Genomic DNA, 16,283 nt, shown 5'->3' on the forward strand with positions numbered 1-16,283 from the left:
AAGAAATAATCGTTTTCCCATCCGTGACCATTGCTTATCAATTAGGCTGCAGCCTGCGGCCTATCTTCAACCAACAATGCATAACTAGTCACGAAATCATCAGGGGAACCTGGATATTTCGGGTGGAAGTGACGTAACCAGTATACTCCCAGCGCTTTGATGTCATGGGCCTCAGGTAGTGCCTGCTCCGAGCGACGATAAATCATCCAGGCAATGGCAGTGGCGTACTTGAGGTTTGTAATCAATTCTGCATGGGGATCCTTCAGGAAACTATGCTGGCCCGCCAATCCACGGATTTCACTGGCCAGGTGCGGGTGACGGATCAAATATTTATCCCAAACTGCCTGATGCCTTGCTGGCGTAATGCGATAGAGACCAACGCGTTTTCCCTGGTGCCATCCACCGAGACCGGATTCCTGTGCGGCGGTACCAACCAGAAGATTTTCTTTGGCGGCGCTCCATTCGTTAAGATAACGGAGTGTTTCTCTGATGACCAAGTAACGTAGGTCTTCTGTCGTAAAAATCATGGTAGCTCCCATTAGAACTATTCGCCTGATTGATATATTAAAAATAATTAGTATTTCTAGCATGTTAAGAGTGAAAACTCAATTTAAAATAACAATATGTGTTTAACTCTTATCGTTTAAAAATCATGGTGTACAATAATTGATCAGTTGTTGGTGGGCTGGTCAACTCCATGTATACCCTGGTTACGTTCTGACTCCTGTTGGGGATCATAGATATCAGTATTATTACTCTGAGTTACCGCTTGGATTATGAATGTTTAATTTGAAAATATCGCAGTACTTTCGTAATTGGTCCATGCTAGTAAGTGAAAGGGGGGAATTGACATGACATTCAGAACCGAGAGTGATTCTCTGGGAGAGATTCAAATCCCTGAATACGCACTTTGGGGCGCGCAAACGCAACGGGCAATAGTACACTTTCCCAACCTGGGCTACTCAATGCCTCATGGTGTTATTCAGGCACTTGCCCTGATAAAAAAGGCTGCTGCCCTGGCCAATCTGGAACTTGGTGAACTGCAGTCCGAGCAGTCTTCTCTGATTATTGCGGCCTGTGACGAAGTGTTGAGTCACAGGCATGATGAGCAGTTCCCGTTGTCCATCTGGCAAAGTGGCAGTGGCACTCAGAGCAATATGAATATGAATGAGGTGGTTGCCAACCGTGCCAATGAGCTGGCTGGTCACATGCGTGGCGAGAAAACGCCGGTTCATCCAAATGACCATGTGAACCGCTCCCAGTCCTCGAATGATGTCTTTCCAACTGCCATGCATCTGGCTGTCCTCTCCGTCTTGGAAGAAAAGTTGTTGCCACATTTGACAAACTTCCGGCATGCACTGGCCAAAAAACAACACGAATTCTCAGCGCAGTGGAAAGTAGGGCGAACCCATCTGATGGATGCAGCACCGATGACATTGGGCCAGGAGTTCAGTGGTTATGTTGCACAGCTGGATTTCAGTCTGAAGCAGCTACAGCAGGCAAAACAGGATTTGCTGCCACTGGCTATTGGCGGTACAGCTGTGGGTACCGGGTTGAATACGCCTGGTGGTTGGCAGGAGGCTGTGATAATGCAGTTGAGGGATTTGACGGGTATGCCTGTCGTGACGGCACCTAATAAGTTTGCTGCCCTGTCGACGCATAATGCGATGTTGCGTGTCAGCAGCGCGTTGCGCCAGATTGCTGCTGATTTTATGGTGATCGGTAACAATTTGCGGATGCTGGCCAGCGGCCCCAGAGCTGGGCTTTCTGAAATACAACTGCCGGCAAATGAACCTGGCAGCTCGATTATGCCCGGCAAGGTAAATCCAACCCAGATAGAATCGCTGACCATGATTGCGGCTCAGGTTATCGGTAATGATGCGGCCGTTGCCATGGCCTGCTCCCAGGGGCACTTGCAGTTAAATGTATTCAAGCCATTGATTGTCCATAACGTGTTGAGCTCAGTTGAGCTGTTGGGCAGTGGTGCGGATTACTTTAGCCGCTATTGCCTAGCAGGGATGGACTGTAACGCCGCTCAGTTGGCAAACAATGTAGAGCGATCTCTGATGATCGTGACAGCATTGGCCCCTGAATTGGGGTACGACAAGGCAGCCGAGATCGCCAAACATGCCCAGCAACAGGACCAGACTATCCGTGAAGTCCTGATAGAGCAGGACATTCTCAGCGGTGAGGCTTTCGATGCATTAATCAGAGAGCATGTATTGGTCGATCGCTAGGGCCTGTTAATACGCATTGAATCATTGCTACTGAAGGGCAGTTTTGTCCTCAACAAAGGCAGAGGAAGTGAGAATAGTGGTTCTATTTGAGCGACTGAGAGCCTGCCCCATGAACGCAGTGAGTGCTTTGGGTATAACGCAGATGAGGGCAAAATTGGCCCCAGCCCTACGGGTTGTTACCCAAAAATGTCCACTTGGCGTTGCGCCTCGCTCATTTAGAGCCACCAAATCACGCTCACCGCGCCTGAATTCGGCATTGTTGGATAAACAACCGCGGCTATTCAATGCATATTAACAGGCCCCAACTTGGTCATCAGGTACTTTCTGGTAGGTTTGTTAAGCTGCGTTCAATCGAACCAGTGTGCAAGACGTTGTCGCGCGCGATCTTTCACTTGTTGATCAATATAACCGGCAAGGGTGGCAACCGCGCTAGCGATAACCGCAAGGTCATCCACATAGCCTCCGGGGATGAAATCCGGAATGGTGTCTGTAGGTAGAATAAAGTAGGCCAAGGCACTGTATACCGTGGCCTTGGCCCAGGCCGGGGTATCCGGCCGTCTGGCGGCGTAATGGAGCCACAAACACTTCTCAATTAATTCACGGCCAGCTGTCTTTGCTGCATGCCTGACTTTGATCCAGAAGTCAGTACCGGAATAGCGGAGCTTTTTTTCCACCTTGATAGGTGCTGTGCCTGTTTCTGTCACCATAAATAAAGGTTAGTCGGATCCTGATCGAAGTCAAAAACAGTTTGGAGAACAAAAAGCGATATCCAGTCAATGATTTTTGAAAAGCCTTACATTTGCTCCATTACCTCAATCCCGAGCAGGTTCAGGCCCTTGGCCATCACTCTGGCGGTGAGTTGGGAAATGGCCAGTCGGCTGGATCGAGTATCTTCTACCACATCTTGCCTGAGGATCGGACAGTGCTCATAGAATGTCATGAAACTGCTGGCTAGTTCGTAAAGATAATTACAAAGAATATGGGGATAGCCATCAAGGGCCAGTTGTTCAAGAGTCGTCCCAAACTGTAGAAGTTTCAGAGCCAGATCTTTTTCCTGTTGTGTCGTGAGAATAATGTTTCCTGTCGAACAATCGAAGTTGATCTCAGCCCGGCGGAAAATACTGCGGATCCGGGTATAGGCATATTGTAGATAGGGCGCGGTGTTGCCCTCGAAGCTGAGCATGCTGTCCCAGTCAAAAATGTAGTCGTTGGTGCGTGTTTTACTCAAATCTGCGTACTTGATGGCACCAATGCCCACTTTTCGTCCAATGGCGGCAACCTCATCAATGCCGAGTTCGGGGTTCTTTTCTCTCACTAGTGTACAGGCGCGCTCAATACCTTCCTGGAGTAGTTCCGTGAGTTTGACGGTCCCGCCAGTACGGGTTTTGAACGGTTTGCCGTCCTTACCCATCATGGTGCCGAAGGGGAGGTGTTCGAGTGCTATCTCTGTATTCACAAACCCGGCCTTTTTTGCCAGTGTGAATACTTGTTTCATATGGAGTGATTGCCTGGCGTCGATAAAGTATAGAACGCGATCCGCCTGTAATGTCATGCTGCGGTGGCGCAGTGCAGCAAGATCAGTTGTTGCGTAGAGGAAACCTCCGTCAGATTTCTGCACAATGACGGGGCTGGGCTTTCCTTCTTTATCTGCCAGTTCTTCGAGAAAGACGACCTTGGCGCCCTGGTCTTCAACGAGCAGTCGCTGTTGCTCTAGCGATTCAATAATCCCTGCCAGATCTTCGTTGTAGGCGCTTTCTGCCTTGATATCACTGTGCTTCAGTGTGACGTTGAGGTTTAGGTAGACGGCCTCACTGTGTGTGATTGAAATGTCGATAAAACGCTGCCAAAGCTGGCGGCAATGGTGGTCACCTGATTGTAGTTTGACCACGTATTGACGCGCCTTCTGCGCAAATTTTTCATCTTGGTCAAAATGTTGTTTGGCCTGTTGATAAAAAACCTCGAGATCCCCCAGAGCCAGTTCAGGTCGCTCCCCTTCACCCAAATGCCCCTCAAGCTCGGCAATTAGCATGCCAAATTGGGTGCCCCAATCCCCCATGTGGTTCTGACGGACCACGTCGTGGCCCACGAACTCAAGGGTGCGAACCACTGCGTCACCGATAATCGTACTGCGCAGATGCCCTACATGCATCTCCTTGGCCAAATTAGGCCCGGAATAATCAACGACAACTCTCTGTTGATTCGGCACAGGTACACCGAGTTTTTCATCCCCGATAAGTTTTTGTAACTGAGTTGCAATAAATTGGTTTGACAGGTGAATATTGATGAATCCCGGGCCAGCAATTTCGACATGATCAGCAATATCAGTCAAATCGAGATGCTTGATAATCTCGGCGGCCAAATCCCGCGGACGGCTCTTTAGCCGCTTGGCAGCTGCCATGGCACCATTAGCTTGAAAATTGCCAAACTCTGGTCTGGTACTGAGGGTGATATTGGCCGGGCAGTCATCAGGCATGTCTGCTGCTGACATGGCAGCCCGTACACGTAGTTCGATCAGGTTTTTAATACTCATAAGCGGGCAGGATGTGTCTTGTTAAGAGAAAACGGGATTGTAGTACCCCAAATCCAAAAAGCCAGTAGTGGCGGTTGATGGACAAAGGGGCTGCCAGTATAGTCGAAGATCATGTCTATGCCTGACAGTAATCCGGCATTACGTTGGTATTATCTCGAACAGTGGGTGATTTGAGATCGCTTTTTTGGTAATAGCCTTCTTCGCGTGAATATTTTCGAAACAGGCAAGTAGTTAGAACGTTCATTATTAAACGGTTTAGATTCTTTCGAGGTAGCATTGCAAGTTCAAAATATCATTGAAAACAAACTGACAGCGGCATTTACACCGGATTTTCTACAAGTGCTAAACGAGAGCCACATGCATGCGGTTCCCGTGGATTCAGAAACGCATTTTAAGCTGGTTATCGTCTCTGGTTCGTTTGAAGGGATGGGAGCTGTTAAGCGTCACCAGCGAGTTTACCAGCTGCTATCTGATGAGCTGGCTGGTGGCGTCCATGCCCTGGCACTGCATATCTTCACGCCAGATGAATGGCGAGAGCAAAAGTGTGCACCTTCGTCTCCGGACTGTATGGGGAAAAACGGCTAGTTCCTGAAGGTTTCGCTACCGTTGAGCGGAGTTTTGGACCACTGACAATCATTCACGGACAACAATAGGGGTATTACATGAAAAAGATGCAAGGTTTACTGGTGATGCTGATGATTCTATCCCCGACAATTTATGCTGGTGGAACGACTGATGCTGGTGCTGCCAGTGCCTATATTATTTCTCCCAAAGATGGTGAAACCGTAAGCAGTCCGGTGACTGTGCGATTCGGTTTGAGTGGTATTGGTGTTGCGCCGGCAGGTGTTGAGCGGGAACATACAGGGCATCATCATTTACTGATTAATGTTCAGCAATTGCCTGATATGGACAAACCGATTCCGGCTGACGATCAACACCGTCACTTTGGTGGTGGCCAGACTGAGGTGAGTCTTGAACTGCCTCCTGGCGAACACAAGCTGCAATTGCTCCTCGGAGACCATTTTCATATTCCGCACAACCCTCCAGTACTTTCTGAGCCAATAATCATTAAGGTGTATTGATCTAGCGCAAGTCGATGATTCTGTTTACTTAACCCAGATCAAATGGTGGTAGTGAAGCGCTTGGTTTAATGGCCTTGTCTTTTAGTGCTACCTTTCTGGAGAAAGTAAATGTTCAAGCAAAAAGCATTGTCGCTGGCAATTCATATGACCCTGGCCGGGAGTCTTTTGGCCGGGACCACAGGTGTTATGGCCTACGAGGCGGGAGATGTTATTGTCCGTGCAGGTGCCGCAACGGTTGAACCTAACGATGACAGCAGCCGTCTTACACTTAATGGTGCCGGGTTGCCGAACAGCAAGGCCTACGTCGATTCCGACACTCAGCTCGGTCTTACCTTGACCTATATGTTGACGGATCACCTGGGTTTAGGCCTGTTGGCAGCCACCCCCTTTAAACACGATATTAAAGCCAAAAATTTGTTGGTTCCCGGAAAGATTGATGCGGGTTCGACCAAACATTTACCACCTACCCTGACGCTGCAATATTTTCCGATGAAAGCTGAGTCCCGCTTCCAGCCCTATGCCGGGGTCGGTATTAACTACACAAAATTTTTCGAAGAGGATGTTGCCAGTGAACTTGAGGGTATTGTCGGTGCAGGCGGCAAGTTAAAACTTGATGACTCCTGGGGTGTGGCGTTTGAACTGGGTATGGATTATGCGTTGTCCGACCGTTGGGTAGTCAATGCCGCAGTGTGGTATATCGATATCGATACCGATGCGAAATTCAATTTCCCGGGTGCTGAGGTGAAGACCAAGGTGGATATTGATCCACTGGTCTATATGGTGGGTATAGGCTACAAGTTTTAACTAAGAACTTGGTTAGCTAGTTGTACAAAAGCCGGTTTCATAAACCGGCTTTTTTGTTTCTGTATCAATTAAAAGCCAGAACAGGGGGTTAATTGAAAAAACTTAGTTGGCGAACTCGCGTAGTTTGTCCAGGTTGAGCAGTTCTACTTCCTTTTTATCGACCTTCAGCAATGCCTGTTTTTGAAAGCGACTTAATACCCGGCTGACCGTCTCAACAGTAAGTCCCAGATAATTACCGATGTCTGCACGTGACATCGGTAATCTGAACCGTGTGGCAGAGAGTTTAAGTCGGAAATTGCGGTTTGAAATACTCATCAACAGTGTTGCCACCCGCTCCTCGGCCGTATTTTTGCTGAGTAGGCTAAGAAGTTGTTGATCCCCAGTGATTTCGAGGCTCATCAACTGGAAAAAGTGGCGTTGCAGTGTGGGGATGGCAATGCTCAGTTCCTGAAGACGGTTGAAAGGGATTTCACAGACGGAGGAGGTTTCCATCGCGACGGCAGAATTGGTGTATCGATTCTGGCCTATACCATCCATACCGAATATCTCCCCCGGGAGGTGAAATCCAGTCACCTGTTCCTGGCCACTATTGCTGATTGTATAACTTTTGATCGAGCCACTGCGAACCGCAAAGACAGAATCGAATTCTTCCCCAGCATGGTAGATATGGTAGTCCTTTTGAAGAGGTTTTCCTCGCTGAATGATTTCGTCCAGACGTTCTACTTCCTTGGTTTGCAGTGCAAGCGGGAGGCAGAGCGCATTCATGCGGCAGTCACCGCAGTGGAATGTATTATTGTGGGGGCAGACCGAATCCATCAGACATCTCTCTGAGCCTATTATGTCTCATTATAGCGACGATCATGATAACGGTCATTAATGACCGTTACATCGACACGCCTGGAGACTATCGCAGAAATATCGGAGATGGTCGAGACCCTGAGTGGACAGCACCAAATAATCAGACTCTCTGGTGAGCCAGCCCATAGACAGAGCATTTTGGAAAAGTTTGGCGAGCTCCGGGCATAACTTGATGGTCAGGTCACAACTGGTCAGACGTACCCGATGAAAACAGAGTAACTGGTTGACCAGTTGCCAGGGTGGCAGGTTTTGCGGTTGATGATCTGGAAAGAGCCCTGTGCAATGTACAGGAAGATGCTTTTCATCAAGTGCCTGTCGATAGTCGTGAATTGAGTCGGTATTCTGATAGAAGCCATCACCAAATTTACCCAGTGCTCCAAGGCCAATACCAACCCAGTCTATCAGGCTGTCTCTGGCCATGCCCCAGGGGGTATATTGGAGAGCCTTGATCTGGCGAAGTTGCAGAAGTTTGTGCCCTTGAATGATAAAAAAACGATCCGCCAAAAGTTGATAGTGTTGACTGCTCATTCTCTGCGAGAGTTGGCTGAGGGTTGCTGCACCCTCCATTGTTTGTAGCCCCTGTAACTCAATAATTGCCGGTTGATAGCGGATTAACTCTGTGAGCCAGTGGTCCAATGTATCCGGGTCGGCCTGATTGACCTGCAGGCAGCAGTGCCACTCTCCAAAGTGAAAGTCACTGGCTGTTGTCAGGATCGATGTAAACTGCTGTTTGTGGGGTGGTATTGCGGCATTAATGGTTAGTCGGAAGCAGTCAAAATGCAGTCCTTTCATTAAGGCCAGTTTTTCGGCAGTTATATCTGTAAGCGTGCATTCAAAACCGTATTCACACGCTTTCTTGTTTCGGGGGTTAAAATAACTGTTGGATAAAAAAACCAGTTCTGTGAGTTCACCCCTGTTCATGCCTTGTAATGGCCTGTTTCTGAGCCAGAATTTCACCAAAGGCTGGTATCTGAAGACAGGCTGAATCAGCTCAATCTCCCTGCTGACCAGCTCGGGATAAGCGCTATTGGCATTGCTCGGAATATAAAGGTTCAGCGCAATCGGTGAGATTGACGTGCGCCGCTTCCTCAGTTGTTCCTTGGGACAACTGACCAGGGATTTGAAAAACTCTGCCTCAATATCAGAGTGAGGGCAGAACAGGTTGTTGGCTAACGTCGCAACTTGCATTTGCCGGCTGACTCACAGGTGACAATAGGATTAGTTGCTGAGGTTAAGCGGAATTACTGAATCTCCCCATGATATGGGTCAAATTTATGATGTTAGGATGCATGAGCTCCATCATGAAATGGATGAAAAAAGGCGTGATTGCCGTCAACAGGTTCGGTTGACGACCTTTATTACCTAGTCAAAATGCCGGGCTCAATGCTCTCAGAAGGGAAGGTCCACGTTATTCCAGAGACGCTTTAGTCGCGTATCACGACCACATCCATTTCGGTAATAACGATAACGCGCAGGATTTTTCAGATAGTAATCCTGGTGATACTCCTCAGCGGGGTAAAATTTACTGGCCGGTAGAATTCGGGTGGCAATCGGGTTGTTCAGAATGTTGCTGTCGATTAATGCGCTTTTACTGTTCCGGGCGGCGGTTCTTTGTTCGTCATTCAGGGGGAAGATAGCACTGAGATATTGACTTCCCCGGTCACAAAACTGGCCTTTACCATTTTCCGGATCAATATTTGTCCAGAAAGTTTTCAGCAGTGCCTCATAGCTGACCTTTTTTGGGTCGTAGGTGACCTCTACCACCTCGAAATGACCGGTTTTGCCACGGGTGACCTCCTCGTAGGTGGGGTTCTCGGTTTTCCCTCCCGTATAACCCGAGATGGTGCTGATCACGCCCTCCAGTTTGTCGAAGGGTGGCTCCATGCACCAGAAGCAGCCACCGGCAAAGAGGGCCTTTTCCGTATCGGCGTAGGTTGTGAGGGGAACCCCAGTCAATAACACCAGAAAAATAATTTTTTTTATCATTTGATTTGCCCGTTGATCTATCCGGTTAAGCTCCTTTGACCCGTGAGGGTAGACAGGGTTCAGAAGAAACTGGCCGGTGTTTATTTTAGCTAAAAGGGACCGAGTGACTTACCCATAATATGGATTGAGGCTATGATCGAGATCCGTTCCAGGTACTATTATGCCGTTTCAATCGACCCTCCAATGCTTTTCGCTGCAAAGCTTCCCCGATCATTATCGTCAGGGCTGTGAGCTATGGGAGAGGGCGCTTGAATCCCAGAAACTGCCGTTCACGCGGCTTGATTTCACACTCTCTCCACAGGATAACCTACTGTGTCAAACCGGGTGGATTGGTAATCTGGATGCCGAAGCTGTGTTGGTTGTCATCGGTGGTACACACGGTATCGAAGGTTTTACCGGGACTGCAGTACAGGTTGACTGGATGCAAATGGTTGCCAATGGCCTCATAGCGCTTCCGGATCATACGGCGATGTTGATGATAAATGCGCTTAACCCGTGGGGGTATGCCAATAATCGTCGTTGTGACGATCAGGGCATTGATGTGAATCGGAATTTTATTGATTTCAGTCAGCCGCTCCCGATAAATCCGGGGTATGAGGAGTTGCAGCCTCTGCTTGGTATCCGTGATAGAGACGCCAGAGCCAAAGCCATAGATGGCTATTGTCTGCGGGTGGGCCAGCGGCCCTATGAAATTGCATTCAGTGGTGGCCAGTTTAATGATCCTGCCGGGCCATTTTACGGTGGACAACGCCCCGGATTCAGTCGGGGAGTGATTGAGTCCCTGATACGGCATTATTCTCTTGCCAACCGGTATTTGGCCGTTGTCGATGTGCATACCGGTTTGGGGCCCTATGGGTACGGTGAGGTTATCTGTGACCATCCGCTGGGCACTGATGGCTTAATGACAGCCATTGAATGGTTCGGTCCGGGTTGCGGTCTGCCCTCGACAGGCAAGTCCAGCTCCGTGCCAAAACTGGGTCTGCTCGATTACGCATGGCATCAGGTTATGGGGCCGAAGAGCTGCTTTGTGACGCTGGAATTCGGCACAATGGGCACTGCGGCACTTTTTGATACGCTCCTTGACGAAGCCAGTGCCTGGTCCAGTTCTGAATGTGCCTCGAGCCACTCAAAGGCAGTGGTGGCTGAGCAGATGAAAGCACATTTCTACCCTAAGGACAATCACTGGCGTGAGGCCGTGATATTTCGGGCGAGGCAGGTGCTTCATCAAGCGCTTGTGGGGGTTTCATGAATCAGCTACCACTATCAATACGCCCTGTTTCACAGGAGGATCTCAGTGCCTTGCTGCGGCTGGAAAATAAATGCTTCACTACTGACCAGCTAAGCCGCCGTAGTTTCCGGCACTGGATACAGGCAGAAAACTGTGCATTTATCGTTGCGGAATACGGCGACGTTATTGTCGGTTACAGCCTGATTATTTTCTTTAAAGGTACAACGCTGGCACGACTCTATTCAATTGCTACTGATCCTGATTATCGTGGGCGTGGTATTGCCAGGACATTGATGGAAGCCGGTGAACAGATCAGCAAGGATGCCGGGAGAGTATTTCTGCGCCTGGAAGTGAGTGTGGATAATACAGCCGGAATCGCCCTCTACGAGTCCATGGGGTACCAACCCTTTGGTATTTATCGTCATTATTACGAAAACAGCGATGATGCACTGCGTATGCAAAAGTGTATTCGCGCCGCCGGTTGCCGAAAACCGGGCCATTCCCTGGATACAGCAAACAACGACTTTTACCTGTGGGCCGGCGGCATTGATGATGGCCATGCGAGGGCTGTCAAAAAATTATCAACCGACCCAGCATGAAGAACTGCAAATCTGGCGCGAAGCTACCACGATTTTCATGACATCTGGCCATGGCGGTTGCCATCCGATCGGTCTGGCTTTGGCCGCCACACACCGGAATTATCCAGTGGAGGTCTGGATTAATAAGGAAACTACCTTGTTTGTTGATGGGGTGAGAGGAGAAAATAAAAAACGGGTATTGGAGCTTGTCCACCAGGATTTTGTTCTGCAGGCAAAAAAGGAAAAAATAAAAGTCCGGTATAGAGACTTCCATCACTCTCATCTGATCAGTGAATTCAAGAAAGGCAACATACCGATTATTCTGATCAGTACCTATCGCCTCGACGGTAGAAAGGCCCCTCATTGGGTGACTATGAGTGGGTATGATGAGGATTGTCTATATGTGCATGATTCCGATCCGGATCCCGATGAACAGAGTGCCAGTGGCCTAGACAGTCAACACCTGCCTATTGCCCATGAAGATTTCCTGAAAATGTCCCGGTTTGGCAGAAACCCGATTCGCACAGCGGTCATTGTCAGGAAGCGCACGAGTAAACGGCTTTGGTAGAAATCAGTAGCCACATCCTTGATAACCATTTATTTTAAAGTGGATGTGAGCAATGCGGGAATAAGTTCGGCTGCTACGGGTTTACTGAAAAAGTAGCCCTGATATTCATCGCAGCCGTGATCCTTCAGAAATTGCCACTGTTCTGTTGTCTCCACTCCCTCTGCCACGGTTTTAAAGCCCAAGCCTTTTGCGATGCCGATAATGGCTACCACAATGGCCTGATCCTCTGCGTTGTTGCCCAGTCCGTCGACAAACGATTTATCAATTTTGAGTTTTTTTACCGGATAGCTTTTCAGGTAGCTGAGTGATGAATAACCCGTGCCGAAGTCATCAATAGAAAGCGTGATGCCCAGGGCCTGTAACTGATGCAGGGTGATCAAGGTCCTGCTTGAGTGCTCCATTGCGATGCGCTCCGTTAATTCGAGCTCTAACATTGCGTGAGGCAATTGATATTTCTCAAGTATGTTATCTACCGTTTGAGAGAAGTTATCCTTGTAGATTTGTACTGCTGAAAGGTTGACCGCAACTGACGTGAGCGTTAGCCCTTCAGATAACCAGGTTGCCTGTTGCCTGACGGCGGTTTCCAATACCCAGTTACCGATATCAACAATCAGACCACTTTCCTCTGCTATGGGGATAAAGCGACCGGGATAGATCATGCCCATCTCAGGGTGCTCCCATCTGACCAAAGCTTCGACACCAAAGATTTTGCCGGATTGCATATCAACCTGTGGTTGATAGTGGACAGCCAGCTGTTGTTTGCCAATGGCTTCCCGTAACTCATTTTCAATCAATAGTGTTTCGTCGGCGTCACTACGCATGACTTCGTTGAATATCTGATAGTTATTGCAGCCTTTTTGTTTAGCCTGGGCAAGTGCGGCATCAGCGGATTGGATTAGTCGTTCAATATTACTGCCGTGATCAGGAAAAAAGGCAATACCTATACTGGCGGTAAGGGTAAGACGACGTTCTTTGATATCCACTGGGTAGGTAATGATATCCAGTAACTCTTGAGCAATTCTCTTGACCTGACTGGTATCGACACCCGGCAATAGCAAACAGAACTCATCGCCTCCTGCTCTACTGAGAGTCGCACTCAGATTCAACTCTGCGGTAAGTCGCTGGGAAAATTGCTTCAGAACCTCATCGCCAACACTGTGGCCGAGGGAATCATTGATGATACTGAAACGATCGAGATCAATAAAAAGCAGCGATACCTGCGTGCCGGACGCTTTTGCCGCTGCCAGAGCCACACGAGCTTTCTCATTCAGCAGTGTGCGGTTTGGCAGGCCAGTCAATGCGTCGTAATTACTTAGATAGCGTATTTTCTCCTCTTTTATACGGTGTTCGGTAACATCTGTTGATATGCCACACAGGGCATAGATCTGGCCGTTGATATCCCGCAAGGGGAGCTTGATTGACCAGAATATTCGGGTCACACCACTGGTTTTAACGGTATCGGTCTCTTCGCATTGTATGATTTCCCCGTGCTCAAAGACCCTTCTATCATTTGCCTGTATACGCTTTACTGTGTGTGGGTCAAAAAATCTATCATCTCCAAATCCGATGACCCCTGATTTTTCAACGTTCCATAACTCAAGTATCTGTTGATTCACGAAGGTATAGTGCCCCTTGGTATCCTTGAGATAGATGCAGGCGCCAATATTTTCCATTATGGTTTTCATGGTAGCCTCGTTTTTAGCGAGGGCTGTCTCCATGGCCGTTCTTTGACTTTCCCGGTCAAAATTATCCAATGCAAAACTGATATCACTGCTCATTTCCATGAGTAAGTTGATGGCATCTTCATCAAAGGCTGCAGGTTTGCCGTGATAGACGTTAAGCACAGCAAAGGGCTTGCCCTGTCGTTGTATGGGAAAAGCGGCTGCTGATTTCCAGCCAAACTGTCTGGCCCGTTCATGCCAGGGCCTGGTACCTGAATCAGTTAGATAGTGATTAATGACAACAGGGTGATTTTCGCGCATGGCCGTGCCAGTGGGGCCATGCCCCTCCGGCACATCCTTGCAAATCGAGGCGCGAAGGGTATCAGTGTAATCGACCTCACTACCGTAGCTGGTAAGGGGGATGATATCCGCGGTATTTTCATCCAACAGGCCGATCCAGGCCATTTTCATCCCACCAAACTCGACTGCCATCTGGCATACAAGAGGAAATAGCTCATCCTCAGAATCCATTCTGACAATGGCCTGATTGATCTGGCTCAGTGCGTGATAGAGATGGCCAAGACGTAAAGCTCGACGTTGATTCTGATTTCGGCTTTGGCTGAGTGTCAGAACCAACAGTGCCAATACGAGGCTGAGTGTGACACCGGTCGTGGTGATCACCCATGGATGAGTGGAAAATATGGCCCTTTCTCGAAATGCCGGTGTACTGCTCAGTAACAATGTCCATTTTCTGTGGCCGATATTAATTTCCTGCTGATACTGCCATTCGCCCAATACTGTTCGCTGCTGATGGGGAATGGCATCACTATGAAAGAGCAGGGTCTGGCTATTGCGGGCCGAGAAGTCGTGGATTTCAATGTCGATATCCGGATTCATCTGATGTTCAAGGCCCGTTAGCAGATCTTGTACCCGAAATGGCACATCTACCCAACCCAGTAGGGCTGCTCGACGTTCCTCAGGAGTTGCCAGTTTATGATCATGCTTGTACACCGGCAGGTACATAACGAAGCCTGGAACATCCTGCTTTGACTGATCCTGAGCCAGTTTCAACGGACTGGTGATAACGATAGTACCCGTGTCTCTGGCCATTTCGGCTGCTTCACGAGCTAATGGATTGCTTAGAATATCAAACCCGAGGGCGGCAAGGTTGTCACCCTCCAATGGTTCAATATAGATAATGGGGGCCAATTCGTCTCGATTTCCGGCAGGAGGCGTTATTTGGTAATTTATTGGAAGCTCTCTGCGTACGGTTGCGAGGTGTGTCACCAGGTTCTTCCGTGTCACTAGGACAGCAAAGCCTATGCCCTGAACCCCCCTCAAATCCTTGGTAATATCCAGCGAATCAATGTAGCGCAAAAATTCAGGGTAGGTGATTTGTTCAGAACTTTGGAAAAATCCCTGTACACCGCGCATCACCACCTGATAGCTGTTGAGTTGTTGCGAAATAGTGGCTGCCAGCCGCTCAGACTCTGCCTGGAAATTCAGATTGACAGCTTGGTGTTGTTGTTTTTCAAAGTGGTGCCAGTAAGCCAAAGTGGCAGTGCCGCCAATCAGAAGAGTGAGTCCCGACAGTAGCCATGGCAAGCATTGGTTGTAAAATTTGCGCGGTGGGTTGATGTTCATGGCTGGAGACTGTATTCCTTTTACATGACCCAGAAAGTCGATCAGTCTCCATATAACCATCGTTTGGAAAACATGACAATCATGATGGCGCAGGGCGGACTTAATAAGCCAAATTACGCCAGTCGGCTTTTAGAGCCTGGGCTTACAATCTATCGATAAAATATTGGCAGACTTGCTCGTGACCACGATTAACGACACTTTTGACAGTGGTATCTGCTGCAGTTGTTACCTGAAAAATACAGGTTGCCTGTACAGACCGTTTGTAATTAGAGTAGGAAGCAATTTCAACTGTCTCTGTTCGGGTCCAACGATAGATTTTCCCGCCTCCCGGCAGCTCCGTCACAGAGTCCGGTGTTGGCAGTTTCTCTGCCAAATCATCGATAAAAAGGCCATGCCACTCTCCCGGTTGTGTTGAGCTGACGCTGGCGTCAGTGGATGAAGTTGTGCAGCTGGCGACAAATATACAGGCAGTGAAAATTACCAGGTACAAGTAGATGGTAGAGTTCATTTTTCTGGCAGCCAGTATAATTTCTGTGTATCACAGATTATTAAAAGTGGTCGAATCTTGTTAGACAATAGCAGAAGTTGACCCGGAAACAGAGATCCATGATCTCTGACTCGGGGATTGCAGGGGAGGTGGAGGAATACGAACAGTGGGCGGAGAGAAGGGCGATGAACTGGATTGACCGGTCACGAGAAGTTTTCAGCTCAAAAGAAGCGATTCTCTATCTTACACAACCTGCCAGTATGTCTCAGCCCAAATTGCGCTGGCTTTCATCGTCTTGAAGCTGCCTTGGTGGTAGCCAACAAAGAGCGAACCGTCTTCACGGACTTTATAGACGAGCGCTTCAACACCTTCTGTTTCTTCAGATAGTTTGAGAATAATCCAGTCGCCGCGATTGATATCGGGTCTTTCCATCACCATAACCTTTTGTTTATTAATGTTTCAAAAAAAAGCCCCTGCAGACAAGGGCATTATAAAATTGGCGGAGGGACAGGGATTCGAACCCTGGGTAGGCTATTAACCTACGCCGGTTTTCAAGACCGGTGCTTTCAACCGCTCAGCCATCCCTCCTGTGATTGTTCTTGTGGCTTGGTGCCCGGGAA

15 protein-coding genes and 1 tRNA gene are annotated in these 16,283 nt (G+C 48.6%); 7 read left to right on the top strand and 9 right to left on the bottom strand.

Features of this window, described 5'->3' with window-relative positions; genetic code table 11:
• Positions 1–41 precede the first annotated feature (41 nt).
• Positions 42–527: a hypothetical protein gene (locus AACZ64_RS02655; protein ID WP_152556811.1), complete on the bottom strand. Its 486-nt coding sequence runs from the start codon at positions 525–527 to the stop codon at positions 42–44.
• Between the two features lie 324 nt (positions 528–851).
• On the opposite strand from AACZ64_RS02655, the gene AACZ64_RS02660 reads away from it, so the two are divergent.
• Positions 852–2,237: a class II fumarate hydratase gene (locus AACZ64_RS02660; protein WP_293615648.1), complete on the top strand. Its 1,386-nt coding sequence runs from the start codon at positions 852–854 to the stop codon at positions 2,235–2,237.
• Between the two features lie 347 nt (positions 2,238–2,584).
• On the opposite strand, the gene AACZ64_RS02665 is transcribed toward AACZ64_RS02660, so the two are convergent.
• The gene (locus AACZ64_RS02665; protein ID WP_036860132.1) at positions 2,585–2,944 is read right to left on the bottom strand and encodes a YkvA family protein; all 360 of its coding nucleotides are present in this window, start codon (positions 2,942–2,944) and stop codon (positions 2,585–2,587) included.
• Between the two features lie 86 nt (positions 2,945–3,030).
• Positions 3,031–4,767 carry an arginine--tRNA ligase gene (gene argS, locus AACZ64_RS02670; protein WP_293615650.1) on the bottom strand — a complete coding sequence of 579 codons (1,737 nt, stop codon included), beginning with the start codon at positions 4,765–4,767 and terminating at the stop codon, positions 3,031–3,033.
• Positions 4,768–5,043: 276 nt separating this feature from the next.
• On the opposite strand from argS, the gene AACZ64_RS02675 reads away from it, so the two are divergent.
• The 3 genes from AACZ64_RS02675 (at position 5,044) to AACZ64_RS02685 (ending at position 6,653) form a co-directional block, all read left to right on the top strand.
• Positions 5,044–5,352, top strand: coding sequence for a BolA/IbaG family iron-sulfur metabolism protein (locus AACZ64_RS02675; protein ID WP_293615651.1), 309 nt, complete (start codon positions 5,044–5,046; stop codon positions 5,350–5,352).
• A 77-nt stretch (positions 5,353–5,429) separates the two neighbouring features.
• On the top strand, positions 5,430–5,849 hold the full coding sequence (locus AACZ64_RS02680) for a DUF4399 domain-containing protein (protein WP_293615652.1): 420 nt from the start codon (positions 5,430–5,432) through the stop codon (positions 5,847–5,849).
• A gap of 108 nt (positions 5,850–5,957) precedes the next feature.
• Positions 5,958–6,653 (top strand): OmpW family outer membrane protein, encoded by a 696-nt coding sequence (locus AACZ64_RS02685; RefSeq protein WP_293615653.1) that lies wholly within the window; start codon positions 5,958–5,960, stop codon positions 6,651–6,653.
• Between the two features lie 102 nt (positions 6,654–6,755).
• Here AACZ64_RS02685 and fnr read toward each other — a convergent pair whose 3' ends face one another.
• The 3 genes from fnr to msrA all read right to left on the bottom strand — a co-directional run bounded on the left by fnr (position 6,756) and on the right by msrA (position 9,497).
• Positions 6,756–7,469, bottom strand: a complete 714-nt coding sequence (fnr, locus tag AACZ64_RS02690) for a fumarate/nitrate reduction transcriptional regulator Fnr (protein WP_293615654.1) — start codon at positions 7,467–7,469, stop codon at positions 6,756–6,758.
• A gap of 57 nt (positions 7,470–7,526) precedes the next feature.
• The gene (locus tag AACZ64_RS02695) at positions 7,527–8,699 is read right to left on the bottom strand and encodes a hypothetical protein (protein WP_293615655.1); all 1,173 of its coding nucleotides are present in this window, start codon (positions 8,697–8,699) and stop codon (positions 7,527–7,529) included.
• A 201-nt stretch (positions 8,700–8,900) separates the two neighbouring features.
• Positions 8,901–9,497 (bottom strand): peptide-methionine (S)-S-oxide reductase MsrA, encoded by a 597-nt coding sequence (gene msrA, locus AACZ64_RS02700; protein ID WP_293615656.1) that lies wholly within the window; start codon positions 9,495–9,497, stop codon positions 8,901–8,903.
• 160 nt (positions 9,498–9,657) lie between these two features.
• Between msrA and AACZ64_RS02705 the strand changes: the two genes are divergently transcribed.
• Genes AACZ64_RS02705 through AACZ64_RS02715 form a run of 3 tightly spaced genes read left to right on the top strand, consistent with a single transcriptional unit; the run spans position 9,658 to position 11,871 of the window.
• A complete protein-coding gene (locus AACZ64_RS02705; RefSeq protein WP_293615657.1) occupies positions 9,658–10,746 on the top strand; it encodes a DUF2817 domain-containing protein in 1,089 nt (362 codons plus the stop codon).
• On the top strand, positions 10,743–11,324 hold the full coding sequence (locus tag AACZ64_RS02710; protein ID WP_293615658.1) for a GNAT family N-acetyltransferase: 582 nt from the start codon (positions 10,743–10,745) through the stop codon (positions 11,322–11,324). The genes AACZ64_RS02705 and AACZ64_RS02710 overlap by 4 nt, the downstream gene beginning before the upstream one ends.
• Positions 11,275–11,871, top strand: coding sequence for a peptidase C39 family protein (locus AACZ64_RS02715; RefSeq protein ID WP_293615659.1), 597 nt, complete (start codon positions 11,275–11,277; stop codon positions 11,869–11,871). The genes AACZ64_RS02710 and AACZ64_RS02715 overlap by 50 nt, the downstream gene beginning before the upstream one ends.
• Positions 11,872–11,900: 29 nt before the next feature.
• Here AACZ64_RS02715 and AACZ64_RS02720 read toward each other — a convergent pair whose 3' ends face one another.
• The 3 genes from AACZ64_RS02720 to AACZ64_RS02730 all read right to left on the bottom strand — a co-directional run bounded on the left by AACZ64_RS02720 (position 11,901) and on the right by AACZ64_RS02730 (position 16,251).
• Positions 11,901–15,176: an EAL domain-containing protein gene (locus AACZ64_RS02720; RefSeq protein WP_339639667.1), complete on the bottom strand. Its 3,276-nt coding sequence runs from the start codon at positions 15,174–15,176 to the stop codon at positions 11,901–11,903.
• A 730-nt stretch (positions 15,177–15,906) separates the two neighbouring features.
• Positions 15,907–16,095 (bottom strand): hypothetical protein, encoded by a 189-nt coding sequence (locus AACZ64_RS02725; RefSeq protein ID WP_293615661.1) that lies wholly within the window; start codon positions 16,093–16,095, stop codon positions 15,907–15,909.
• 65 nt (positions 16,096–16,160) lie between these two features.
• Positions 16,161–16,251, bottom strand: a tRNA-Ser gene (locus AACZ64_RS02730).
• Between the last annotated feature and the right edge of the window lie 32 nt (positions 16,252–16,283).

Origin of the sequence: uncultured Porticoccus sp., from assembly GCF_963975625.1 — a bacterium.
Taxonomy (GTDB): domain Bacteria; phylum Pseudomonadota; class Gammaproteobacteria; order Pseudomonadales; family Porticoccaceae; genus Porticoccus.